Below are 22,502 nucleotides of genomic sequence, written 5' to 3'. Positions count from 1 at the left end.
TCGGAGTGTGAACGCAGGGGAAAAGCGGCGGACTCCTTGGATCGTGGGGGTCTCCGGGGCGTCGGGCACGCCATACGCGGCAGCGGTGTTGCGCGGGCTGCTCGAAGCGGGGGAGAGCGTCGACCTGATCGTCAGCCGGGCGTCCCGGCTGACGCTGCTCGACGAGACCGGGATCTCCTTCCGGGACGCCCACTGGCGGGACGACCTGCGGAGCTGGCTGGCCATGGGGGCGGACGGCAAGCCCGACAGCTTCGAGGCCCGGGTGGACGACGTCCGGTACTGGCCGGCCGGAGATCTCGCCGCCGGCCCTTCCTCCGGCTCGTACCCGGCCCGGGGGATGCTGATCGTGCCGGCCTCCACCGCCTGCGTGGCGGGGGTGGCGGTCGGCCTCTCCAAGGACCTGCTGCAGCGCACCGCCAGTGTGACGCTCAAGGAACGCCGCCCACTGGTGGTCTCCGTGCGGGAGACCCCGCTCAACGGGCAGACGCTGCGGCATCTGGTCACGCTGGACGACGCGGGTGCGAGCGTCGTCCCGGCCTCCCCGGCCTTCTACGCGGGCGCCACCCACATCCAGGACCTGGTGGACTTCGTCGCCGGCCGGGTGCTCGACGCGGCGGGCGTCCCGCACGCGCTCTACCGCCGGTGGAAGGGCGGACTCGGCGAGGCGAGGACCGCCGAGAGCTGACCACCGGCCGCCGTCGGTCCCGTCGAACGGGCCGTCGTCGAACGGGCCGTTGCCGACGTACGCATCGATCACCTGCGCGCAGATCCACCTCAGCATCCATCTCAGCATCCACCTCCGCAGATCCACCTCAGCAGATCCATCTCACCGGAAGGCAATCGATCGCATGGACGCCGTGGACAGGCAGCTCATCCAGGCTCTCAGGGAGAACGGACGGGCCTCCTACGCGGAACTCGGACGCCTCGTCGGTCTGTCGGGGCCCAGCGTCACCGACCGCATCAACCGGCTGGAGGCGGCCGGGGTCATCACCGGTTACCGGGCCACCGTCGACGCGGCCTCGCTCGGCCTCGGCGTCACCGCGCTGATCGGCATCTCGCTCTCCGACGCCGCCGACCACGAGGACGTGGCCAAGCGGCTCAAGGAGCTTCCGGAGATCGAGGACTGCTGGTTCATCGCGGGCGACGACAGCTACATGCTGAAGGCGCGGGCGAAGGACGTGGACGGGCTGGAGCGGATCATCCGCAGGCTCTCCGGCACCGACGGGGTGTCCCGGACCCGTACCACCATCGTGCTCTCCACCAAGTGGGAGAACCGGGTGGGAGAGCTGCCCGAGGAGGTCTGACCCGCCTCCCCGCGACCACCGGTCCGCGGCGGGTGCGGCGGGTGACCGCGCTCCCGCCGCGGCCTGGTGGACGACCCGCGCACGACGGCCCGGTTCCTCGGCGTCCACCCCGTGGAATCCGCTTGAACCGCGAGATGCGTAATGGTTAGCCTCTGCCCATGACCCTTACCTTCACGTTCGACCCGGCCGTCACCCCCGCCCTCCGCGACGGTGTTCTCGACCTCTGGGCCGACGTGACCAACGCCGGCGGCGCCGTCGGCTTCGTGCCGCCGGTGACGCGTGACGACATCCGCCCCGCGCTGGTCAAGCAGCTCACCCAGGTCGCCGACGGCACCGCGAGGCTGCTCGTCGGCCAGGACGGCGAGGGGCGGGTGCTGGCCACGGGCTTCCTCGCGTACAACGCCCACCGGCTGATGAAGCACTGGGTGATGGCCTACACCGTGATGGTCCACCCCGCCCACCAGGGCAAGGGCTACGGCCGCGACCTGATGGCCGCCCTCGCCGACGCGGCCCGGAGCCTCGAGGGCATCGAGGCCGTCAGACTCGGCTGCCGCGGCGGCCTGGGGCTGGAGCACTTCTACGCCTCCTGCGGCTACAAGGAGGTCGGCCGCGTGCCGGGCGCCATCCGGGTGGCCCCGGGGGACGACCGCGACGACATCACCATGTACCTGCCGCTCCACTGAGGCCGCCGGTGCCGCTCCGCCGAGGCCGCCGGTCCCTTCCCGGAGCCGGCCGGAACGCCCCGCCCGCACGATCGGTCCGCCGTCGTGTTTCACTGGACGGCAGTGCCTTCGTTGGACGGAAGAGTGGGTTTTGAGATGCTCCGCTACACACTGATGCGCCTCGGCATCTTCGTGGGCTGCCTCGCGGTGGTCTGGGGTGGTGTCTACGCGGGCCTGCTGCCGAGCGCCGTCGGCGACTCCAACGGCGTGTGGATCATCCTGCTCGCGCTGGTGCTCTCCGCTCCGATCAGCTTCGTCGTGCTGCGCGGCGAGCGTGACCGCGCCTCGGTGCAGATCGTCGAGCGGATGGAGCGCGCCAAGGTCAACCTGGAGCTCAACCGCTCCCAGGAGGACTGACGCCGTCCGCGTCGAAGCCGCCCGCGTCGACGCCACCGCGTCAACGCCTTCCGCAACCAAGTGCCCCGGCTCCCTCAGGAGTTGGGGCACTTGCCGTTTATCGGGCCGGAACGCGTTTCACCTCACAAAGAAAGGCTTTGGGCCTCCCAAAGCTTTGCTGTTAACGTATGTGCATGACGTCAGCAGCCGCGCCCTTCACGCCGCAGAGCCTCGCGCTCGTGGCGCGCCTGCATGTGGACCTCTGCCGTCGCGTCGTCGCGGCGTGTCGGCTCTGACCCGAGTCCGGGCCCCGGCCTCCACCTCCACGCGGCGCTGCTGACCGATCCCGGGGCGCCGCCGTTCAGCGTTCTTCACCCCTCCCCCCGCCACCGCGCGCGTCCCCACGACGGAGTGTGTCCGTGTCCGAGAACACGAATGCCGTGAGCAAGCCGAAGCGCTCGCTCAAGGTGCCCTTCTGGGCCCAGATCGTCGCCGGTCTGGTCCTCGGCGTCCTGCTGGGCTGGCTGGCCCGCAGCCAGGACCTGACCTGGCTGGTCACCACCCTCGACAAGATCGGCGGAACGTTCGTCCAGCTGCTGAAGCTGGCCGTCGCCCCGCTCGTCTTCTTCGCGATCCTGGTGTCCATCACCAACCTGCGGAAGGTCAACAACGCCGCCCGGCTGGCCTCCCGCACGCTGCTGTGGTTCCTGATCACCTCGCTGATAGCCGTGGTGATCGGCCTCGCCATCGGCCTGATCACCAACCCGGGCGCCGGAACCGGCCTCACCCCGAAGGACGGCGCCAAGCCGGAGAGCCAGGGCAGCTGGATCGACTTCCTGACCGGGATCATCCCGACCGACGTCATCACGCCGTTCACCGAGCTGAACGTCCTGCAGATCGTCTTCATGGCCGCCGTCGCCGGTATCGCCGCCCTCGCCATCGGCGAGAAGGCGCAGCCCGTCCTCACCTTCAGCGAGTCGGTGCTGGAGCTGCTGCAGAAGGCGCTGTGGTGGGTCATCCTGCTCGCCCCGATCGGCACCGTCGGCCTCATCGGCCGCGCCATCGCCACCTACGGCTGGGACCTGATCGGCAAGTACGCGACCTTCACCGCCGACGTCTACATCGGCTGCGCGCTGGTCATGTTCGGCGTCTACCCGCTGCTGCTCGCCACCGTCGCCAAGGTCAGCCCCGTCCAGTTCTTCAAGGGCGCCTGGCCGGCCATCCAGCTCGCCTTCGTCTCCCGCTCCTCGGTCGGCACCATGCCGCTGACCGTCAAGGTCGTCGAGCGCCTGGGCGTGCCGCGTGAGTACACCTCCTTCGCGGTGCCGTTCGGCGCGACCACCAAGATGGACGGCTGCGCCGCCATCTACCCGTCGCTGGCCGCGATCTTCGTGGCGCAGATCTTCGACATCCAGCTGGGCCTCCAGGAGTACCTGCTGATCGCGTTCGTCGCGGTCGTCGGCTCCGCCGCCACCGCCGGTCTGACCGGCGCCACGGTGATGCTGACCCTGACCCTGTCCACGCTGGGGCTGCCCCTGGAGGGCGTCGGCCTGCTGCTGGCCATCGACCCGATCCTGGACATGATGCGCACTGCCACCAACGTGGCCGGCCAGGCGCTGGTCCCGGTGATCGTCGCGGCCCGGGAGAACATCCTCGACCGCGACGCCTACCGCGGCGCCTCCTCCTCGCCGCTCGAGGAGGACGAGCCGGAGGTCCGCGACCGCGCTCCCGAGCCGGTGGCCGCCACGGCCTGACCCGCCACCGCCTGACCCCGCCGCCGCCTCCCGCGGCGACGCTTCGGACCCCCTCCGCCCCTTCCGGGCGGAGGGGGTCCTTCGCGTGCGGCGGCGCCCCCGCCGTGCCGACAGGAGGTCGGCGTGGGGCCGGCGTGAGGCCGGCGTGGGGCCGGCGTGAGCCAACACACATCGTGTCGACTGTCCGAACGGTCAGACCTGACCGTTCGGACAGTTACCGTGGGTGCATGGCACGCACGTCCAGCGGTCTGCACGAGCGGCTGCTCGCCTCCGCCCTGCGCCTGTTCGTCTCCCGCGGCTTCCGCGGCACGTCCCTCGCGGACATCGCCGCCGACGTGGGCTGCTCCAAGGCGTCCCTGCTCTACCACTTCAGCAACAAGGAGGCGATCCTCACCGAGCTGCTGATGCCGGTGGGCAACGAGGTCTTCGCCCTCGACGAGCGGTTGTCGGAGCTGGACGGCGAGGAGGCCGCGCTCACCGCGGTCCACTCCTTCGTCGGCATCACCCTGCGGTTCCGCCGCGAGATCAAGCTGCTCTTCGACAACCTCGCCGACGTGTCCTGCCTGCCCGACCTGGGCGTGGAGACGATGGACGGCATCCGCGACCGGCTGGTCGACGCGGTGGCCGGCCGTTCCGCCGCCCCGCGGGACCGCGTCGCCGCCCTGATGGCGCTCGGCGGGATCTTCGCCACCGGCGCCGCCGACCTGCCGTACGACGACCTGACCCTGCGCGAGGCGCTGCTCACCGGCGCGCTCCGCACACTCAACCTCGATCCCGGCCGCACCGTCCGGGATGCAGAGCCCGGGAAGAACTAGAAGAAGGGCCCCTTTCCCATGGCGACCTTGCTCTACCGGTTGGGCCGCGCGTGCTTCGGCCGCCGCGGCCTGGTGGTGGCCGTATGGCTGCTGCTGCTCGGCCTGATGGGAGGTGCCGCGGCGGCCTTCATGGGGGAGACCACCAACGCGTTCCGGATGCCGGGGACCGAGTCCCAGCACGCGATGGACTCCCTGAGGAAGCAGTTCCCGCAGGCCGCGGGCACCACCGGTTCCGTGGTGATCACCTCCGACGACAAGCTCACGCCGCAGGACGTCGCGCCGGTGGTGAAGGACGCCGCCGCGATACCCGGCGTGGTGGCCGCGATGGACCCGTTCCAGATGCAGTCGGTCTCGCCCGACGGGCGGTACGCGCTGGTCCAGGTCCAGTTCAAGGACGAGATCGCGGACATCACCGACAAGCAGCGCGACGCCTACGCCGAGCTGCCCGAGACCTACGACGGCGAGGGCGGCACCGTCCGCGTCGAGGTCGGCGGCGAACTCGCCCAGACCCCGCCGGAGATCGGCTCCACCGAGGCGATCGGTGTGGCGATCGCCGCCGTGGTCCTGGTGATCACCTTCGGCTCGCTGGTCGCCGCCGGAATGACCCTGCTCAACGCCCTGGTGGGCGTGGGCGTCGGCATGGCCGGGCTGTACGCGCTGACCGGCTTCGTCGAGCTCAACAGCACCAGCCCGGTGCTGGCGCTGATGCTGGGCCTGGCCGTCGGCATCGACTACTCCCTCTTCATCACCTCCCGCTACCGGCAGTTCCTGGTCGAGGGCGTGGAGCGGCGCGAGGCGGCCGGACGGGCCATCGGCACCGCGGGCTCCGCGGTGGTCTTCGCCGGCGCCACGGTGGTCATCGCCCTGGCCGGTCTGTCCGTCGTCGGGGTGCCGTTCCTGTCCGCGATGGGCCTGGCCGCCGCGGCCACCGTCGCGGTCGCCGTGCTGGTCGCGCTCACCCTGCTCCCGGCGGTCCTCGCCTTCGCCGGCGACAAGATCCTGCCGCGCAAGCTGCGCAGCACGGTGGCCGAGAAGGGCGGGGCCGAGGTCGAGCAGGGCTTCGGATACAGCTGGGGCCGTCTGGTGCTCAAGCTGCGGATCCCGATCCTGCTGGTCGGCGTCGTCGGCCTGGGCGCGCTGACGCTGCCCGCCCGCGACATGCACCTGGCCCTCCCGGACGCCGGCACGGCCGCCGTCGAGACCACCGAACGGCAGGCGTTCGACCTGACCGCCGAGGGCTTCGGCCCCGGCTTCAACGGCCGCCTGATGGCCGTCGTCTCCGGTGACGGCGCGGCCGCCACCAAGGCCGCCGTCGAGGACGTCGCCGCGCTGGTCCAGGACGTCAAGGGCGTCGCGGCCGTCGCGCCGCCGCAGTTCAACCAGGACGGCACGACCGCGCTGGTCGCGGTGGTCCCGACCACCGGCCCGACCGACCCGGCCACCGAGGACACCGTCCACGCCATCCGCGGCAAGGTCGCCGACGTCCAGGGCGCCGACGTCGCCCTGACCGGCATCACCGCCATCGGCATCGACATCTCCGAGAAGCTGGCGGACGCGCTGCCGGTCTACCTGCTGCTGGTGGTGGGCCTCTCCGTCCTGCTGCTGATGCTGGTGTTCCGCTCGGTCCTGGTGCCGGTGAAGGCCGCCCTCGGCTTCCTGCTCACCGTCGGCGCCACCTTCGGCCTGACCACGGCGGTGTTCCAGGACGGCCACCTCGCCGACCTGATCGGTGTGGACACGCCGGGGCCGCTGGTCAGCTTCCTGCCGATCATCCTCATCGGCATCCTCTTCGGCCTCGCCATGGACTACGAGGTGTTCCTCGTCTCCCGGATGCGCGAGGACTTCGTCCACGGCGACACCCCCCGCCAGGCCACCGTCAACGGGCTCGGCCACAACGCGCGGGTCGTGACGGCCGCGGCGCTGATCATGACGGCCGTCTTCGCGGGCTTCGTCTTCGCGCACGACCCGATCATCAAGTCCGTCGGCTTCGCCCTCGCGGTCGGCGTGGTGGTCGACGCGTTCGTCGTCCGCATGACGCTGGTGCCGGCGGTCATGTCGCTGCTGGGCCGCGGTGCGTGGTGGCTGCCGAAGTGGCTGGACCGTGCCCTGCCGGACCTCGACATCGAGGGGGAGAAGCTCCGTCACGCGCTGGACGGGACGGCTCCCGACCGGGAGAAGGTCGCGGTCGGCTGACGCCGCGTCGTGTGCGCGAGGCCCCGGCGGATTTCCGCCGGGGCCTCGTCGTCGCGGGTGGGGGCGCGGGGGTGCCGGGCGCGCCGGGCCTCGGCTTGAAGGAGGGGTTCCGGCCGGCGGACGGCGGCATAGGGTGGCCGCATGGTTGGAGGAGCGGTGCGGACCCGTCGCCTGCCACGGGCAGAGCGCGAACGACAGATGATGGACGCCGCCGTCCAGGTCTTCGGCCGCCGGGGGTACCGGGGCGCGTCGATGGACGAGGTGGCCGAACTGGCGGGCGTGTCCAAGCCGTTGGTGTACCTCTACCTGCATTCCAAGGAAGACCTGTTCACGGCCTGCATACGCCGGGAGGCGAAGGCGCTGACGGAGGCGGTCCGGGCGGGCGTCGCCGACTCCGGGCAGGCCGCCGACCGCCAACTCTGGGAAGGACTGCACGCGTTCTTCCGTCACACCGCCGAACATCCCGACGGATGGGCGGTGTTGCACGTCCAGGCCCGCACGCACGGCGAGCCGTTCGCCGCGGAGGTGGCGGCGATGCGCAAGGAACTGGTCGCGCTGGTCACGCGGTTGATCGCGGTGGGGGCGAGGGCGGCCCACCAGGACCCCGACCTGCCGGAACGGGAGGTCGCGGGGCTGGCCGAGGCGCTGGTGGGGGCGGCGGAGTCGCTGGCCGCGTGGGCCAACGCCACGGAGGGGGTCTCGGCGCGGCAGGCGGCCGCGACCCTGATGAACTTCTCCTGGGCCGGCCTCGCCAACCTCACCACCGGCCGCCCCTGGCTCCCGCCCCCCACCTGACCGCCCGCCGGGGCGGCCGCCCCGGGATTCCGGGGGGTCGCTAGCGCGGGGTGGCCTCGCCCTCCAGGTGGAGGTGGTCGGGGCCGCGGAGCTCGAAGCGGGGGCCGGACGCGGCGTAGGTCACCCGGCCCGGCAGCAGCACCGGCGCCTTGAACCGCACCGCCACGTCCACCTCGTCCGGCACCCCGAACGCCGCCACGGACCGCGCCGCCGTCCACATGCCGTGCGCTATCGCCCGGGGGAACCCGAAGAGCCGCGCCGTCGCCGCCGTGAGGTGGATCGGGTTCCGGTCCCCGGACGCGGCCCCGTACCGCCGCCCCAGGTCACCGGGGAGCCGCCACTGCGCCACCTCCGGCAACGGCTCACGCTCCACGGGGGACCCGCCGCGGGCCCCGGCCCCGGCCCCGCCCTCGTCCGGGGCGTCGGTGCCGGCGTCGGCGTCGGCGTCGGGAGAGGGAACGGGAACCCGGTGCCGCGCCAGGTACGTACTGCGCGACTCCCACACCACCTCCCCGTCGGCGGAGGCCTCCGTGACGACCCTCGCCTCCGTGCCCCGCCGGTGTGCCGCCAGCCCGGCGACCCGCACCGCGATCTCGTACCGCTCCCGCGCCGGCATCGCGGCCCGCCGGGTGACCGCGATGGACGTGTGCACCAGCCCCAGCACCGGCAGCGGGAACGCCCGCTCGCTCATCAGCCGCATCGTCGGCGCGAACCCGAGCACGTGCGGATAGGTGACCGGCAGCGTCCCGTCGCCGCCGAACCCGCAGATCCGCTCGTACGCGGCGAGCCGCTCCGTGTCCGCCCGCACCGCGGGCAGCACCAGCCGGGTGCGCGGGAACGGCGCGTCCGGACGGGGCCGCTTGGTGGGGGAGAGCAGCGCACCGCGGGCCAGCAGCGGCGCCAGCGCGGGAACCCGCGTCAGCACCACGCTGCGCGTCTCCTCGGGGTGCGTCTCCTCGGGGTGCGGGTCCTCGGAGCGCGTCTCCCCGGGGTGCGCCTCCCCGGAGCGCGCCTCCCCGGAACGCGGCTCCTCGGGGCATATCCCCTCCGGGCCGGGCCCGGACATCGCCTCGGTCATGCCCTCACGCCCCCAGCAGACTCTGGCCGCAGACCCGGACCACCTGGCCGTTGACGCCGCCGGAGGCGGGGCTCGCGAACCAGGCGTGGGTCTCCGCGACGTCCACCGGCAGACCGCCCTGGACCAGGGAGTTCATCCGCCGCCCGGCCTCCCGGATCACCAGCGGGACCGCCGCCGTCATCTTGGTCTCGATGAAGCCCGGCGCCACCGCGTTGACGGTGACCCCGTGCTCGGCGAGCGCCCGCGGCGCCAGCGCGCGGACCAGCCCGACGACGCCCGCCTTGCTGGCCGCGTAGTTGGTCTGGCCGGAGTTGCCGGCGATGCCCGCGATGGAGGCGGTGGCGGTGACGCGGCCGCCGCGCGGGATCAGCCCCTGCGCCAGCAGGGTGTCGGTGGTGTGCAGCACGCTCGCCAGGTTGACGTCGAGCACCGAACTCCAGCGCTCGGCGGGCATGTTGACCAGGCGCCGGTCACGGGTGATGCCCGCGTTGTGGACCAGCACGTCCAGCCGGCCGTCCGGCAGCACGGCGGCGATCCGGTCGGCGGCGTCCGCCGCGGTGATGTCCAGCCCCAGGGCGGTTCCGCCCAGCCGCCCGGCGAGGGCGCGGGCCTCGTCCTCGGCCTGCGGCACGTCCAGCACGACCACGTGGGCGCCGTCGCGCGCCAGGGTCTCGGCGACGGCCGCGCCGATGCCCCGTGCGGCGCCGGTGACCAGCGCGGTGCGCCCGGCCAGCGGGCGGTCCCAGTCCTCCGGGGCGGTCACCTCCACCTCGTCGACCCCGATCACCTGGCCGTCGACGAACGCCGACCTCGGCGACAGCAGGAACCGCAGCGTGGACTCGGCCGAGGCCGCGTCGGTGAGGCGGACCAGGTTGACGGTCCTGCCCCGGCCGATCTCCTTGCCCAGCGAGCGGACGAAGCCCTCCAGGCCCTGCTGGACCGCCGACTGGTGGTGGTCGGCGGCATCCAGCGGCGCGCCGAGGACGACCACCCGGCCGGAGCCGGCGATCGAGCGGACCACCGGGTGCAGCGCCCCGTGCACCTCGGCCAGCGCCTCCACGGTCCGCACCCCGGTGGCGTCGAGCAGTACCGCGGCGGGCCGTTCGGCGCCGCCGGTACGCACGTCCAGCCCGGTGCGGGCGAGGACCGGCGCCAGGTCGAGGGCGGGTCTGCCCGCGGACAGGTGGAGCACCGGGCCGTCCAGGCGGGGCCGCTCGGCCGACCAGCGGTGCAGGGGGGCGGGCTGCGGCAGGCCCAGGCGCCTGGTGAGGAAGCGGCCGGGCGCGGTCCGGGTGAAGCTCTGATAGCGGTCGGCCATGTGGGGGCTCCAGGCGTGTGCTGTGCGGACGGGGGGTGGCTTACTCTGGAGTAAGGTTACCGATGGTAAGCCTCGGCTCGTAGGCTCGTTCACCGGCCGCCGATGCTAGGGCGGTACGTGGCTCGACGTAAGGAGCAGGCCCGAGATGAGCGATCCCCTGCAGCCCCCGGCGACCCGCCGGGTAGCCGTCGTCGGAGGCACGCGCATTCCGTTCGCGCGCTCCGACGGCCCCTACGCCACGGCGTCCAACCAGGAGATGCTGACCGCCGCCCTGGACGGCCTGGTCGAGCGTCACGACCTCCGGGAGCCCGGAGCGGTGGGCGAGTTCGTGGCCGGCGCGGTGCTCAAGCACAGCCGCGACTTCAACCTGGCCCGGGAGACGGTGCTGGGTTCCCGGCTCGACCCCAGGACGCCCGCCTACGACATCCAGCAGGCCTGCGGCACCGGCCTCCAGGCGGTGATCGCGGTCGCCAACAAGATCATGCTGGGTCAGCTGGAATCGGGGATCGCCGGCGGGGCCGACACCGCCAGCGACGCGCCGCTGGGCCTCAACGACCGGCTGCGCAGGATCCTGCTGGAGGCACGCCGGGCCAGGTCGGCGGGCGCCCGGCTGAAGGCGCTGGCCCAGGTGCGCCCGTCCCACCTCGTTCCCGACATCCCGCGCAACGCCGAGCCGCGCACCCACCTGTCCATGGGCGAGCACGCGGCGATCACCGCGCGGGCCTGGGGTGTCACCCGCGAGGCGCAGGACGAACTGGCCGCGGCCAGCCACCGGAAGCTGGCCGCCGCCTACGAACGCGGCTTCTTCCAGGACCTGGTGGTGCCGTTCAGGGGCCTGGCGAGGGACCAGAACCTGCGGCCCGGCTCCACGGTGGAGAAGCTGGCGACCCTCGAGCCGGTCTTCGGCGTGAAGGGCCCCGGGCCGACGATGACGGCCGGCAACTCCACGCCGCTCACCGACGGCGCGGCCACCGTCCTGCTGGCGAGCGAGGAGTGGGCCGCGGCCCGCGGCCTGGAGCCGCTGGCCTACCTGACCGCGTACCGGACGGAGGCCGTGGACTTCGTGCACGGCGACGTCGCGGACGGGGAGGACGGCCTGCTGATGGCCCCCGCCCACGCGGTGCCGCGGATGCTGGAGCGGGCCGGGCTGGGCATCGAGGACTTCGACCTGGTCGAGATCCACGAGGCGTTCGCCTCCCAGGTGCTGGCCACCCTGGCCGCCTGGGAGAAGCAGGGGCTGGCCCCGGTGGACCGGGACCGGCTGAACGTGGCCGGCTCCTCGCTGGCGACCGGCCACCCGTTCGCCGCCACCGGAGCCCGGGTGGTCGCCACGCTGGCCAAGCTGCTCGCCGAGCGGGACGCTCCGGGGCGGGGCCTGATCTCCGTCTGCGCGGCCGGCGGCCAGGGCGTCACGGCGATCCTCGAACGGGCCTGAGCCGCACCACGGCGCGCGGAAGCGAAGAGGCGGAAGCGACGGAAGGGGCGGAAAAAGGCAGGAGCCCCCGGGCGCCGGCGACAGCCGGCAGGGGGCTCCTTGGGTACTGCACTCGTTCCGGAATCAACTCAACCGGAGCAGAGCATCGGGCTCTCTTCGAGCCGGAGGCTTACTGCGGGGTGACGTTCTCCGCCTGCGGGCCCTTCGGACCCTGGGTCACGTCGAACGTCACCGCCTGGTTCTCCTCGAGGGAGCGGAAACCGCTCGCGTTGATCGCGGAGTAGTGGACGAAGACGTCGGGGCCGCCGCCTTCCTGGGCGATGAAGCCAAAGCCCTTTTCGGCGTTGAACCACTTCACGGTTCCGGTAGCCATAAGCCCTCCTTGGGCCCAAAGGGTTGCCCTGCTCCAGAACCTGCAAGTGTCCGAAACAACTGCACAAGTCTGAAAACGACGAGAGCCCGCGGTCACATGCTCCGCAGGCTCTGTACTGCAAGGGAAACCAAACTGCAACTTGCGGCGAGCCTAGCACGCAGGAACCTGAATGCAAGAGAGGCCAAGATCACGTCACCCGTGTGCATAAAAATCGCAGTTCGGGGTTGACGGTGGGGTTGGGCCGTGTGGGCGACCGGGGGTCCTGACCGGCGGGTGGGCGGGTCGGAGCGCGCGGGCGCGCGGAGGAGCACCCTGAGCGCCGGGTTGCGCCGGACGGGGTCTAGTCTCGCGATGTGGACAATTCTCGCATCCGGCCGCGCGTCGGCCACATCCAGTTCCTGAACTGCCTGCCCCTCTACTGGGGGCTCGCGAGAACTGGGACGCTCCTCAACCTGGAACTGACCAAGGACACGCCGGAGAAGCTCAGCGAGAGGCTGATCGCGGGCGACCTCGACATCGGCCCCGTCACCCTGGTCGAGTTTCTGAAGAACGCCGACGACCTGGTCGCCTTCCCGGACATCGCGGTCGGCTGCGACGGGCCGGTGATGTCCTGCGTGATCGTCTCGCAGCTGCCGCTGGACCGGCTCGACGGCGCCCGGGTCGCCCTCGGCTCCACCTCCCGCACCTCCGTGCGGCTCGCCCAGCTGCTGCTGCAGGAGCGTTTCGGCGTCACGCCCGAGTACTTCACCTGCCCGCCGGACCTCGGCGCGATGATGCTGGAGGCGGACGCCGCCGTGCTGATCGGCGACGCCGCGCTGCGGGCCAGCCTGCACGACGCGCCCCGGCTCGGCCTCGCCGTCCACGACCTCGGCGCGCTGTGGAAGGAGTGGACCGGGCTCCCCTTCGTCTTCGCCGTCTGGGCCGCCCGGCGCGACTACCTGGAGCGCGAGCCGGAGCTCACCCGCCGGGTCCACGAGGCGTTCCTCGCCTCCCGCGACCTCTCCCTGGAGGAGGTCACCAAGGTCGCCGAACAGGCCGCCCGCTGGGAGGCGTTCGACGCCGAACTCCTCGAGCGGTACTTCACCACCCTGGACTTCCGCTTCGGCCCGGAGCAGCTCGGCGCGGTCGCCGAGTTCGCCCGCCGCGTCGGCCCCACCACGGGCTTCCCGGCGGACGTGACGGTGAACCTGCTGGAGGCGTAGACCACCGGCAGCGGAGCGCCCGCGGCGCCGCCGCGAGCCCCCGCCGCAGCGGTGCGCCGCCGTGCCGGCCGCCCTCGCGGTGTCGGTGCCCGATGCCAGGATGCGGGCGGTGCGGGAGTCCGCATCCCCCCGACCCGGCGGAAGGCGGTCCCCCATGGGCACCTGGGACACAGGCCCGTTCGACAACGACACCGCGGCGGACTTCTGCGGTGCCCTCGACGAGGCGGCGGAGGGCGAACGGCTGGAGATGGTCCGTGCCGTGCTCCTCCGGGCGGCCGGGACGGACCTCACCGTCCACCTCGACGCCCCCTTGGGCGAGGAGGCGGTCGCGGCGGCCGCCCTGGTCGCCGGGCAGTGCCCGCGCGGCGAACCCGTGGACACGCCCTACGCGCCGGACGAGCCGCTCCCCGACCTGACGGGCCTGCGGGCGCCGGCCGCCGAGTCGCTGGAGCGGGTGGTCACGGGGCCGTCCGACCTCCTGGAGCTCTGGGAGGGCGACCCGGCGTGGCTGTCCGTCGTGCGCCGACTCCGGGACGCCTTGCTGCCGGAGCCGGTGGGCGAGCAACTCGCCTTCGGGTGACCGGCGTCGGCGGTTGCCCGACCGCGGCCCGGCCTAGGCTGGGGACGTGATGACCGAGGTCTGGCTGACGGCGCTGGTGGCCGCGGTGTGGGGGGCGGCGGCCGGGCTGCTGCTGGGCCGGCCCGCCCACCGGCTGGCGGTGGCGCCCGAACAGCCGTGGCGCGCCGAGTGCCCCGACGGCCACCCGCTGCCCGGCTGGCTCGGCCCCGCGCGCTGCCGCGGGTGCCCCGGCCCGTACGGCAGCGGGCACGTCGCCCTGCCCGTCGTCGCCGCCGTCCTGTGCGCGGCCCTCGCGGCGGCCACCGGGCCGCGCCCGGAGCTGGCCGTCTGGCTGCTCCTGACCCCCGTGGGCGTACTCCTCGCCGCCGTCGACCTCCGGGTCCACCGGCTGCCCGACGTGCTGACACTGCCGCTGGCCGCCACCGCGGCGGTCCTGCTGGGCGTGGCCGCGCTCCTCCCCGAGCACGCGGGGCGGTGGACCGGCGCGCTGCTCGGCGCCGTCGCGCTCGCCGGCGGCTTCCTCGCCCTGCACCTCATCAGCCCGGCCGGCATGGGCTTCGGCGACGTCAAGCTCGCCCTGGCGGCCGGTGCGGTCCTCGGCTGGTACGGCTGGGGCGCCGTGTTCCTGGGAGCGTTCCTCGGCTTCCTGCTGGGCGGTCTCCACGGCCTGGCCCTGATCGCGCTGCGTCGCGGCGGCCGCCGGACGGAGATGCCCTTCGGCCCCTGCCTGCTGCTCGGCACCTATTGCGCTCTCCTCGCCGCCGCCCACGCCGCGTGACCTCACCGCCGCGAACGGTCCGCCCCTCTCCGGTCCGGCCAGGCCAGGCACCCGGCCCGTGCCACGACACCGAGGGCCGGCGCCACCGGAAGCGCCCCCCGGTCGATGACATGGGGCAGTCCAGGGAAGAACAGGAGGAAGCCGAGCCCCGCGACGACGCCGGCCACGAACGCGGCGACGGAAGCCCGGCGGCGGCCTTCCGCCTCCGGTCCTCCGGGATCCGTTCGGTGCTCGGACCGCTGCTCGTGCATGGCGCGCCTCACCGGGTGATGTGGTGGCACCGGCTCGCGAGCCGAGTGCCGTTGACGTGCAGGCGGGCGCATGTCCTCCCGTAACGCGGAAGCTTCCGCGGGCTGTTGCTCCGCATCGGATCGATACGGCATTCCGTGTGCGTCCGGCCCCGCGAGGCCGGGCACCCCCGGTGGCGGCGAAGGCGCGGGCGACCCCCGGTGTCCGGGCGGCGGGCGGTGTGCCGCCCTCTCGTCCTCCTCGGCATTGCGCATCGGCCGGCGGGACCACGGGCCGCAGGCCGGGGGTTGACACCCGCCACAGGCGGTGACCAGCGGAAACACTCACCCCGCGGGTGGGTGGCCCTCCGCAGGCCCGAGGCTGCGGTGGTCCGCCCGGAGGGCTGGCGTAGGCTGAGGCGGTCCGTCCAAACCCTTGACGAAAGGGACGCATCGGTGACCGAGAAGGCCGAACTTCAGTCTGTGCTCGACCGTGCCGCCGATGGTGGGCGGATCACTCCGGAGGAGGCGGTCGCCCTCCTCCGCGACGCCCCGCTGCACGCCCTCGGCCAGGCCGCCGACGCCGTCCGCCGCCGCAAGTTCGCCGGTACCGAGCACATCGCGACGTACATCATCGAGCGCAACATCAACTACACCAACGTGTGCGTCACCGCGTGCAAGTTCTGCGCCTTCTACGCGGCCCCCAAGGACACCAAGAAGGGCTGGACCCGCGACCTCGACGACATCCTGCGCCGCTGCGCGGAGACGGTCGAGCTGGGCGGTACCCAGATCATGTTCCAGGGCGGGCACCACCCGGACTACGGCGTCGAGTACTACGAGTCCCACTTCAAGGCCATCAAGGACGCCTTCCCGCAGCTGGTCATCCACAGCCTGGGCGCCTCCGAGGTGGAGCACATGGCCCGGATCTCCGGCGTCTCCGTCGAGGAGGCCATCACCCGGATCCACCGGGCCGGCCTGGACTCCTTCGCCGGCGCGGGCGCCGAGCTGCTGCCCGCGCGTCCGCGCAAGGCGATCGCCCCGCTGAAGGAGAGCGGCGAGCGCTGGCTGGAGATCATGGAGACCGCCCACGGGCTGGGCGTCGAGTCCACGACGACCATGCTGATGGGCACCGGCGAGACCAACGCGGAGCGGATCGAGCACCTGCGGATGATCCGCGAGGTGCAGGACCGCACGGGCGGGTTCCGCGCCTTCATCCCGTACACGTACCAGCCGGAGAACAACCACCTGAAGGGCCGCACCCAGGCCACGCTCTTCGAGTACCTGCGGATGATCGCCGTCGCGCGCCTCTTCCTGGACAACGTCACCCACATCCAGGGCTCGTGGCTGACCACGGGCAAGGAGGCCGGACAGCTCTCCCTGCACTACGGCGCGGACGACCTCGGCTCGATCATGCTGGAGGAGAACGTGGTCTCCTCGGCCGGTGCCCGGCACCGCTCGAACCGGCAGGAGATCATCGACCTGATCCGCGCCGCGGACCGCGTCCCCGCGCAGCGCGCGACCACCTACGAGCACCTCGTGGTGCACGACGACCCGGCGAACGACCCGGGCGACGGCGACCGCGTCACCTCGCACATCTCCTCCACGGCGATCGAGCGCGGCATCGCCCACCCGGAGCTGCAGATCGTCGACGCGGGCTGAGGGCCGGGCCGTTGCTGACGATCCACCGCCCCGCGGGGGGAGTGGCCGTCGCCGAGGGCGGCCCTCGCGAGCCCGGGTACGCGGTCGTCGTGCGGGGCGACCGGATCGACGCGATCGGTCCGGCCGCCGACCTGCTCGCCGAGTACGGCGCGCGGGCCCGCGTACGGGACTGGGAGGGCGTCCTCACCCCCGGCCGGTACGAGCCGGACGCCGTCGCCCTCCTGGAGTCCGCCTACTGGCCCGACCCCCGCGAGGCCGGTGAACTGGGCACGGAGCCGCTGACCGGGGAGGCGCTGGCCGCCGCCGCCCTGTCCATGACGGACACCCGGTGGGGGCACAGCGCCCGCCGCGGTGTGCAACGCCTGCTGGCCCGCGGCACCACCGTTCTCGCCGGTCCGTTCACCAGGCCCGCCGTCGCCGCCGCCGTCGCCCGCTCCGGTCTCCACGTGGCGCCGTCCCCGCCCCCGCCCCTGCGCACCTCCGGGACGGCAGACTTCACCGTCCACGCCCCCGACGGCAGCTGCCTGACCACCGTCCTGGCGGGCCGCCTCGTCTTCCGCCGCCGCTGACCGGTCGCGTCGACGCCTTGCCGGGCCGACGCCACGTCGGGCGTACACCGGAGCACCGGACGGTCAGGGGACGGACGGCCCGGAGAGGTACGTCCCGTTCTCCGCGTAGGGCCAGGCGTTGGACACACAGCCGTCCAGGCCCTTGATCTGCTGCATCATCACCGGGGCCCTGCGGCCCGGACCGGGGCAGCCCCTGTGGCCGTGGCCGAGCCAGTGGCCCACCTCGTGGTTGATGATCAGCGCCCGGTACTCGTCGGGCGAGCCGGCGAACCGGGGCGAACCGAGTTGCCAGCGCCGCAGGTTGACGGCGACGGTCCGGCCGGCGCGGCAGTTGACCTCGCCGCCGGTGTCCAGGCCGTAGCGGGCGCACAGCCGGTCGGTGGTGTCCGGGGTGGCTATCCGGATGACGAGCGTGGCGCTGTCGTCGTCGACCTGGCGGAAGGACGTGCGGCCGTCACGGGCCCAGCCCCGCTCGTCGGCGAGGATCTCGGCGATCCGGGCGGCCGCCCCGTCCGGGTCGACGCCGCTGTCGTCCTCCACCTCCACCCGGTACGGGTACCCGCCGCCGGTCACGGCGCCGGCCCGGGCGACGGTGAACGTCCCCGGACCCGACTCGGGGACGGCCGGAGGTTCCGGCTCCTCGTCCCGCTCCGACCCGGCGGACGGCCGCGGACCCGAAGCCGAGGCCCCCGGTGTGGCCCCCGGTGTGGCCGCCGGTGTGGCCGACGACGTGGCCGGCGGTGTGCGGGAGGCGGCCGCCGGGCGGCCGGGGGACGGCGTGGACCGCGCGTCCGCGGACAGGCCGGGCAGCCCCGGCACCACCGGCCGGCCGATCGCCGCCACCGTCGCCGTCGTGCCCAGACACAGCGCCACGCAGATTCCGAACAGGGCACGACGGCGTCTGTGGCGGGCCCGGCGTAACCCGGCCCGGCCCGCCGGGACGGCCCGGCGCCGACCACGCTCACCCATCGGACCGGCCCTCCTCGAAGAGAGGGCTGCCTGCCGCCCGCCGGAGGGCGGTCAGCAGCCGGGCGTCCTCGGCGGCCTCCGCGAGCTGCTCCACGGTGATCGGCGGCACGAGTCCGACGGCATGGTCGGGGTGGACGGCGAGTTCGACCTCGGAGCCCTCGTGGGCATGGGTGAACGAGACACCGGTCAGCGGACCGCCGTCCATCGGCTCGGTGCGGAAGGCGCCCACGGTGCCGTCAGGGAGGGTCACGGACGCGCAGCGGGAGTGCTTCTCGGGAATGTCCACGCACCTCGGCGGGTCGCTGTACGCGGGACGCACGGTGATCACCACCAGGAAGGTGTCCGCCCCGACGCCGCCCGCCGCCCGGTACCGGTCCGCCCGGTCCGCCTCCGGCTGGATCGTCCCCAGCCGCCCGCCCAGGGTGGCGCCGAGGGTGGCGGCCGTCCGCTGCTGGAACTCCTGGAGTTGTCCGCTCTGCGTCGTGCCGGGGCCGCGCGACGGCACGGCGTGTGCCGGGGCGGCCGGTGCGGCCCCGCCAGGCTCTCCGGCCCACGGGCCGGGCAGGGGAAGGGCCGCCACGCAGGCGGCCGCCGCGCCGGCGACCCCGGCGAACGCCGCCGTCCGCAGCCGGGTCCGGCGGCGTCGCCCCAGCCGCACCGCCTCGGGGGTCAGATCGGGCAGGGCGGGGAGCTCGTCGGCGGTGCGCCGCATGAGGTCCCGGACCAGCAGGGTCTCGTCGTCGTGGGACATGGGAGTGCCTCTCTTCCGTTGTCATGGGCGGGGCGTCATCGCGAGGGGACCTCGGCGGCGTAGGCGTGCGCGTCGCCGAGTTGTTCCCGGAGCCGGGCGAGGGAGCGGGAGCACTGGCTCTTGACCGTCGACTCGCTGCACCGCAGCTGATGGGCTACGGCCGACACGCTCTGGTCCTCCCAGTAGCGCAGTACGACCATCGCCCGTGCGCGCGGCGGCAGTTCGGCCAGCGCGGCGAGCAGGGTCACCCGGAGGTCGGGCTGTGGTCCGGCGACCACCGGATCCTGGCGGCTGTGGTGGAGCAGGTCGCGCAGACCGCGTCGCCGTTCCGCGAGGTAGACCCGGGTGAGGACCGTCCGGGCGTAACCGTCCAGGCAGTCGGCGGCCTGCGCGCGCCGCCAGTACTGGAACAGCCTCGCCAGCGTCGTCTGCACCAGGTCACGGGCGTTCTCCGCGTTCCCGCACAGCAGGTAGGCCGTCCGGTACAGACGGCCCTGTGCGGCGCGCGCGTACTCCTCGAAGTCCCGTCGCCGGTCGGAGTCCGGCATACACACCCTCCCCGTGTCTCGGTGGCGGCGGGCGGGCCGCCGTCACATCACTCACCCTGGTTCGATCGCGCCGGCCGCGAAAAGGTTGAGAGGGAACCGGAGTTTTCGAGGCCCGGTCCCGAGCAGCGGGTTCCGGGCCGGGGGTTGCGGGTGGGTTCCGGGCCGTGGGAACGGCGCGGGCCGACGACCGCCGGGGCATCGGTGTCCGGCCGGAAGGCGGCTGCAACAATGGGCGGCGTGACCCGCGCATCCTTGGACAAGCAGCCGCACGAAGTCGCCTCGATGTTCGACGGGGTGGCGAAACGCTACGACCTGACCAACGACGTGCTGTCCCTGGGCCAGGCCCGGTTGTGGCGCAAGGCGGTCGCCAAGGCGGTGGACGCGCGTCCGGGGCAGAAGGTGCTGGACCTGGCGGCCGGTACGGCGACCTCCTCGCAGCCGTTCGCGGAGGCCGGGGCGTACGTGGTGCCGTGCGACTTCTCCCTCGGCATGCTCCGGGTCGGCAAGGAACGCCACCCGTGGATGCCGTTCACGGCGGGCGACGCGACCCGGCTCCCGTTCGCGGACGGCACGTTCGACGCCGTCACCATCTCCTTCGGCCTGCGCAACGTGCAGGACACCGACACCGCGCTCGCCGAGATGTACCGGGTCACCAAGCCCGGCGGGCGCGTGGTGATCAGCGAGTTCAGCCGGCCGGTGTGGGCGCCGTTCCGCACGGTCTACATGGAGTACCTGATGAAGGCGCTGCCGCCGGTGGCGCGGGCCGTCTCGTCCAACCCGGACGCGTACGTGTACCTGGCCGAGTCGATCCAGGAGTGGCCCGACCAGCCGTCCCTGGCGGCCCTGCTGGGCAAGGCAGGCTGGAGCGAGGTGGCCTGGCGCAACCTCACGGGCGGCATCGTGGCGCTGCACCGGGGGTTCAAGCGGGTCTGACGGGGCCGTGGCGGCGGGGCCCGGCGAGCCGCCGGACCCCGTGCCGTGGCACCCGGTCCCACCTCCCGCGGCGTCAGACCAGGGAGAGCCGGTACATGTGCCCCTCCCGACCCAGGTCCGGGGTGACGAACCGCTGGACGAGCTCCATGCCCAGCCTCCGGGTGACCGCGACGGACCGCTCGTTCTCCGCGTCGACCATCGCCACCACCGACTCGACCCCGGCCTCCCGGACCCGCTCCAGCGTCTGCCGGGCCGCCGCGGTCACGTAGCCCCGTCCCCAGTACCGGCGGCCCAGCCGCCAGCCGATCTCGATCTCGCCGACCGCCGGCCCCCAGTCCTGCGGCCACGGCTGGGCGCCGACGAAGCCCATCACCCTTTCCTCCTCGTCGAGCACCGACCAGAAGCAGTAGCCGTGTTCGGCCGCGTTCCTGCGCTGGCGGGCCGTGCTCAGCTGGTAGGAGGAGACGTCCCGGGAGACGCCGCCGAAGAACTCCATCACCTCCGGGTCGTCGAAGAGCTCGTGCCAGGTCCAGGCGTCCTCGTCGGTCGGGACGCGGAGTCTCACCACGGGAAGCGTTCGGTTCACGGGGTCTGCCTTCGGCCGGAGATCGGTGGTCGCTGCATAGACTGCCCATGTCATGCCCCGTCGGCACCCTCGTTCCCGGGGAGAATCCGCTGTGACCGAGCCGCTCCCCGACCGCCCCGACAGCACCGCGGACACCGACAGTGCGGCGAGCCCCGACAGCGCCGTGGACCCCGGCAGCGCGGCGGACGCCGACGTGATCGTGGTCGGCGCCGGGCCGTCCGGCTCGGCCGCCGCCCATCATCTGGCCCGCGCCGGACTCGACGTCCTGCTGCTGGAGAAGACCGCCTTCCCCCGCGAGAAGGTCTGCGGCGACGGCCTCACCCCCCGGGCCGTCAAGGAACTGGTGGCGATGGGCGTCGACACCTCCCCGGAGGCCGGCTGGCTGCCCAACAAGGGGCTGCGCGTGATCGCCGGCGGGATGCGGCTGGAGCTGGACTGGCCGCAGCTGGCCACCTTCCCGGACCACGGACTCGTCCGCCGCCGCGACGACTTCGACGAACGGCTGGCCCGGCAGGCGGAGAAGGCCGGAGCCCGTCTCCTCCAGCGCTGCAACGTCACCGGACCGGTCCTCGACGACCGCACCGGCCGCATCGCCGGCGTACACGCCAGGCTCGGCGAGGAGAAGCGTCCGGTGACGTTCCGCGCCCCGCTGGTGGTGGCGGCCGACGGCAACTCCAGCCGCCTCTCCCTCGCGACGGGACTGCGGCGCCGCGCGGACCGGCCGATGGGAGTGGCCGTGCGGACCTACTTCACCAGCCCGCGCCACGACGACGACTACCTGGAGTCCTGGCTGGAGGTGCGGGACCGGCCGGGCCCCGGCGGCCGCCTGCTGCCCGGCTACGCCTGGGTCTTCGGCCTGGGGGACGGCACCTGCAACGTGGGCCTGGGCGTCCTGGACGCCTCGCTGCCGTACCCGGACCCGGACTGGCGACGGGTGCTGCGGGACTGGTGCGCCTCCCTGCCGGAGGAGTGGGGCTTCACCCCTGAACACATGACCGGCCCGGTCCGCGGCGCCGCGCTGCCGATGGGCTTCAACCGGCAGCCCCACTACGCCGACGGGCTGCTGCTGGTCGGCGACGCGGCGGGCGCCGTCAACCCGTTCAACGGCGAGGGCATCGCCTATGCGATGGAATCCGGGCGTACCGCCGCCGAGGTGGTGGCGCAGGCCCGGGCCCGGCGCACCGCGCAGGGCCGTGAGGCGGCGCTGCGGCTCTACCCGCGCGTCCTGAAGGACACCCACGGCGGCTACTACACGCTCGGCCGTGCCTTCGTGAAGCTGATCGGCCGGCCGGCGCTGATGGGACTGGCCACCGAGCGGGGGCTGTCCCACCCGCAGCTGATGAAGATCGCCTTCCGCCTGGTGAACAACCTGACCGATCCCACCGGCGGAGACGCCGTGGACCGCGTCCTGACCGCCCTGAAGAAGATCGCCCCCCGGTCCTGACGAGGAGCGCCCTCGGTCCTGACGAGGGTCGCCCCGGTCATGACGACCGGAAGCACTCTTCCGCTTCTTTCCGGCATGTCGGGGCAACCGGTGGCGCCGGCAGGCCGTCGTACGAGCCGGGCGCCGGCCGGCG

At 73.3% G+C, this 22,502-nt stretch carries 23 protein-coding genes; 16 read left to right on the top strand and 7 right to left on the bottom strand.

Annotated features, from left to right (window positions below; genetic code table 11):
- Positions 1-7: 7 nt before the first annotated feature.
- The 8 genes from GBN72_RS13170 (at position 8) to GBN72_RS13135 (ending at position 7,919) form a co-directional block, all read left to right on the top strand.
- Positions 8-685 carry a UbiX family flavin prenyltransferase gene (locus tag GBN72_RS13170; RefSeq protein WP_151771859.1) on the top strand — a complete coding sequence of 226 codons (678 nt, stop codon included), beginning with the start codon at positions 8-10 and terminating at the stop codon, positions 683-685.
- 163 nt (positions 686-848) lie between these two features.
- A complete protein-coding gene (locus GBN72_RS13165) occupies positions 849-1,304 on the top strand; it encodes an Lrp/AsnC family transcriptional regulator (RefSeq protein ID WP_151771858.1) in 456 nt (151 codons plus the stop codon).
- A 158-nt stretch (positions 1,305-1,462) separates the two neighbouring features.
- Positions 1,463-1,987 (top strand): GNAT family N-acetyltransferase, encoded by a 525-nt coding sequence (locus GBN72_RS13160; RefSeq protein WP_151771857.1) that lies wholly within the window; start codon positions 1,463-1,465, stop codon positions 1,985-1,987.
- A 135-nt stretch (positions 1,988-2,122) separates the two neighbouring features.
- Positions 2,123-2,383 (top strand): DUF4229 domain-containing protein, encoded by a 261-nt coding sequence (locus tag GBN72_RS13155; protein WP_151771856.1) that lies wholly within the window; start codon positions 2,123-2,125, stop codon positions 2,381-2,383.
- Between the two features lie 392 nt (positions 2,384-2,775).
- Entirely contained in the window at positions 2,776-4,116 is a 1,341-nt protein-coding gene (locus GBN72_RS13150; protein WP_164540576.1) for a dicarboxylate/amino acid:cation symporter, read from the top strand.
- Between the two features lie 227 nt (positions 4,117-4,343).
- Positions 4,344-4,931 (top strand): TetR/AcrR family transcriptional regulator, encoded by a 588-nt coding sequence (locus GBN72_RS13145; RefSeq protein ID WP_151771855.1) that lies wholly within the window; start codon positions 4,344-4,346, stop codon positions 4,929-4,931.
- 18 nt (positions 4,932-4,949) lie between these two features.
- Positions 4,950-7,124 carry an MMPL family transporter gene (locus tag GBN72_RS13140; RefSeq protein WP_151771854.1) on the top strand — a complete coding sequence of 725 codons (2,175 nt, stop codon included), beginning with the start codon at positions 4,950-4,952 and terminating at the stop codon, positions 7,122-7,124.
- Between the two features lie 141 nt (positions 7,125-7,265).
- On the top strand, positions 7,266-7,919 hold the full coding sequence (locus GBN72_RS13135) for a TetR/AcrR family transcriptional regulator (RefSeq protein ID WP_151771853.1): 654 nt from the start codon (positions 7,266-7,268) through the stop codon (positions 7,917-7,919).
- Positions 7,920-7,959: 40 nt separating this feature from the next.
- On the opposite strand, the gene GBN72_RS13130 is transcribed toward GBN72_RS13135, so the two are convergent.
- The gene (locus tag GBN72_RS13130; protein ID WP_246212442.1) at positions 7,960-8,997 is read right to left on the bottom strand and encodes a MaoC/PaaZ C-terminal domain-containing protein; all 1,038 of its coding nucleotides are present in this window, start codon (positions 8,995-8,997) and stop codon (positions 7,960-7,962) included.
- A gap of 4 nt (positions 8,998-9,001) precedes the next feature.
- A complete protein-coding gene (locus GBN72_RS13125; RefSeq protein ID WP_151771852.1) occupies positions 9,002-10,315 on the bottom strand; it encodes a 3-oxoacyl-ACP reductase in 1,314 nt (437 codons plus the stop codon).
- 145 nt (positions 10,316-10,460) lie between these two features.
- Between GBN72_RS13125 and GBN72_RS13120 the strand changes: the two genes are divergently transcribed.
- Positions 10,461-11,750 carry an acetyl-CoA C-acetyltransferase gene (locus GBN72_RS13120; RefSeq protein WP_151771851.1) on the top strand — a complete coding sequence of 430 codons (1,290 nt, stop codon included), beginning with the start codon at positions 10,461-10,463 and terminating at the stop codon, positions 11,748-11,750.
- A 169-nt stretch (positions 11,751-11,919) separates the two neighbouring features.
- On the opposite strand, the gene GBN72_RS13115 is transcribed toward GBN72_RS13120, so the two are convergent.
- Entirely contained in the window at positions 11,920-12,123 is a 204-nt protein-coding gene (locus GBN72_RS13115; RefSeq protein WP_108954893.1) for a cold-shock protein, read from the bottom strand.
- A gap of 353 nt (positions 12,124-12,476) precedes the next feature.
- On the opposite strand from GBN72_RS13115, the gene GBN72_RS13105 reads away from it, so the two are divergent.
- From GBN72_RS13105 to GBN72_RS13075, 5 genes are all read left to right on the top strand, one after another.
- Positions 12,477-13,325 (top strand): menaquinone biosynthetic enzyme MqnA/MqnD family protein, encoded by an 849-nt coding sequence (locus tag GBN72_RS13105; protein ID WP_151771849.1) that lies wholly within the window; start codon positions 12,477-12,479, stop codon positions 13,323-13,325.
- A gap of 154 nt (positions 13,326-13,479) precedes the next feature.
- Complete coding sequence (locus GBN72_RS13100) at positions 13,480-13,905, top strand: DUF4259 domain-containing protein (RefSeq protein WP_151771848.1); 426 nt, start codon at positions 13,480-13,482, stop codon at positions 13,903-13,905.
- Positions 13,906-13,954: 49 nt separating this feature from the next.
- Positions 13,955-14,683: a prepilin peptidase gene (locus tag GBN72_RS13095; protein WP_151772030.1), complete on the top strand. Its 729-nt coding sequence runs from the start codon at positions 13,955-13,957 to the stop codon at positions 14,681-14,683.
- 683 nt (positions 14,684-15,366) lie between these two features.
- On the top strand, positions 15,367-16,569 hold the full coding sequence (mqnC, locus tag GBN72_RS13080) for a cyclic dehypoxanthinyl futalosine synthase (RefSeq protein WP_151771845.1): 1,203 nt from the start codon (positions 15,367-15,369) through the stop codon (positions 16,567-16,569).
- 11 nt (positions 16,570-16,580) lie between these two features.
- Positions 16,581-17,138 carry an imidazolonepropionase-like domain-containing protein gene (locus GBN72_RS13075; protein ID WP_151771844.1) on the top strand — a complete coding sequence of 186 codons (558 nt, stop codon included), beginning with the start codon at positions 16,581-16,583 and terminating at the stop codon, positions 17,136-17,138.
- Between the two features lie 63 nt (positions 17,139-17,201).
- Here GBN72_RS13075 and GBN72_RS13070 read toward each other — a convergent pair whose 3' ends face one another.
- The 3 genes from GBN72_RS13070 to GBN72_RS13060 all read right to left on the bottom strand — a co-directional run bounded on the left by GBN72_RS13070 (position 17,202) and on the right by GBN72_RS13060 (position 19,406).
- Positions 17,202-18,011: a DUF3152 domain-containing protein gene (locus tag GBN72_RS13070; protein WP_246212441.1), complete on the bottom strand. Its 810-nt coding sequence runs from the start codon at positions 18,009-18,011 to the stop codon at positions 17,202-17,204.
- 88 nt (positions 18,012-18,099) lie between these two features.
- A complete protein-coding gene (locus tag GBN72_RS13065; RefSeq protein WP_151771842.1) occupies positions 18,100-18,858 on the bottom strand; it encodes a hypothetical protein in 759 nt (252 codons plus the stop codon).
- Positions 18,859-18,893: 35 nt separating this feature from the next.
- Positions 18,894-19,406: a SigE family RNA polymerase sigma factor gene (locus GBN72_RS13060; RefSeq protein ID WP_151771841.1), complete on the bottom strand. Its 513-nt coding sequence runs from the start codon at positions 19,404-19,406 to the stop codon at positions 18,894-18,896.
- A gap of 237 nt (positions 19,407-19,643) precedes the next feature.
- On the opposite strand from GBN72_RS13060, the gene GBN72_RS13055 reads away from it, so the two are divergent.
- The gene (locus tag GBN72_RS13055) at positions 19,644-20,339 is read left to right on the top strand and encodes a demethylmenaquinone methyltransferase (protein ID WP_151771840.1); all 696 of its coding nucleotides are present in this window, start codon (positions 19,644-19,646) and stop codon (positions 20,337-20,339) included.
- A gap of 73 nt (positions 20,340-20,412) precedes the next feature.
- Here GBN72_RS13055 and GBN72_RS13050 read toward each other — a convergent pair whose 3' ends face one another.
- A complete protein-coding gene (locus tag GBN72_RS13050) occupies positions 20,413-20,925 on the bottom strand; it encodes a GNAT family N-acetyltransferase (RefSeq protein ID WP_151771839.1) in 513 nt (170 codons plus the stop codon).
- Positions 20,926-21,016: 91 nt separating this feature from the next.
- Between GBN72_RS13050 and GBN72_RS13045 the strand changes: the two genes are divergently transcribed.
- Positions 21,017-22,369 carry a geranylgeranyl reductase family protein gene (locus GBN72_RS13045; RefSeq protein ID WP_439959755.1) on the top strand — a complete coding sequence of 451 codons (1,353 nt, stop codon included), beginning with the start codon at positions 21,017-21,019 and terminating at the stop codon, positions 22,367-22,369.
- The last annotated feature ends 133 nt before the right edge of the window (positions 22,370-22,502 follow it).

This window comes from Streptomyces abyssomicinicus (assembly GCF_008974245.1).
Classification (GTDB): Bacteria; Actinomycetota; Actinomycetes; order Streptomycetales; family Streptomycetaceae; genus Streptomyces; species Streptomyces abyssomicinicus.
Note: the sequence above shows the minus strand (reverse complement) of the source record. Positions and strands in the feature narration are given on the sequence as shown.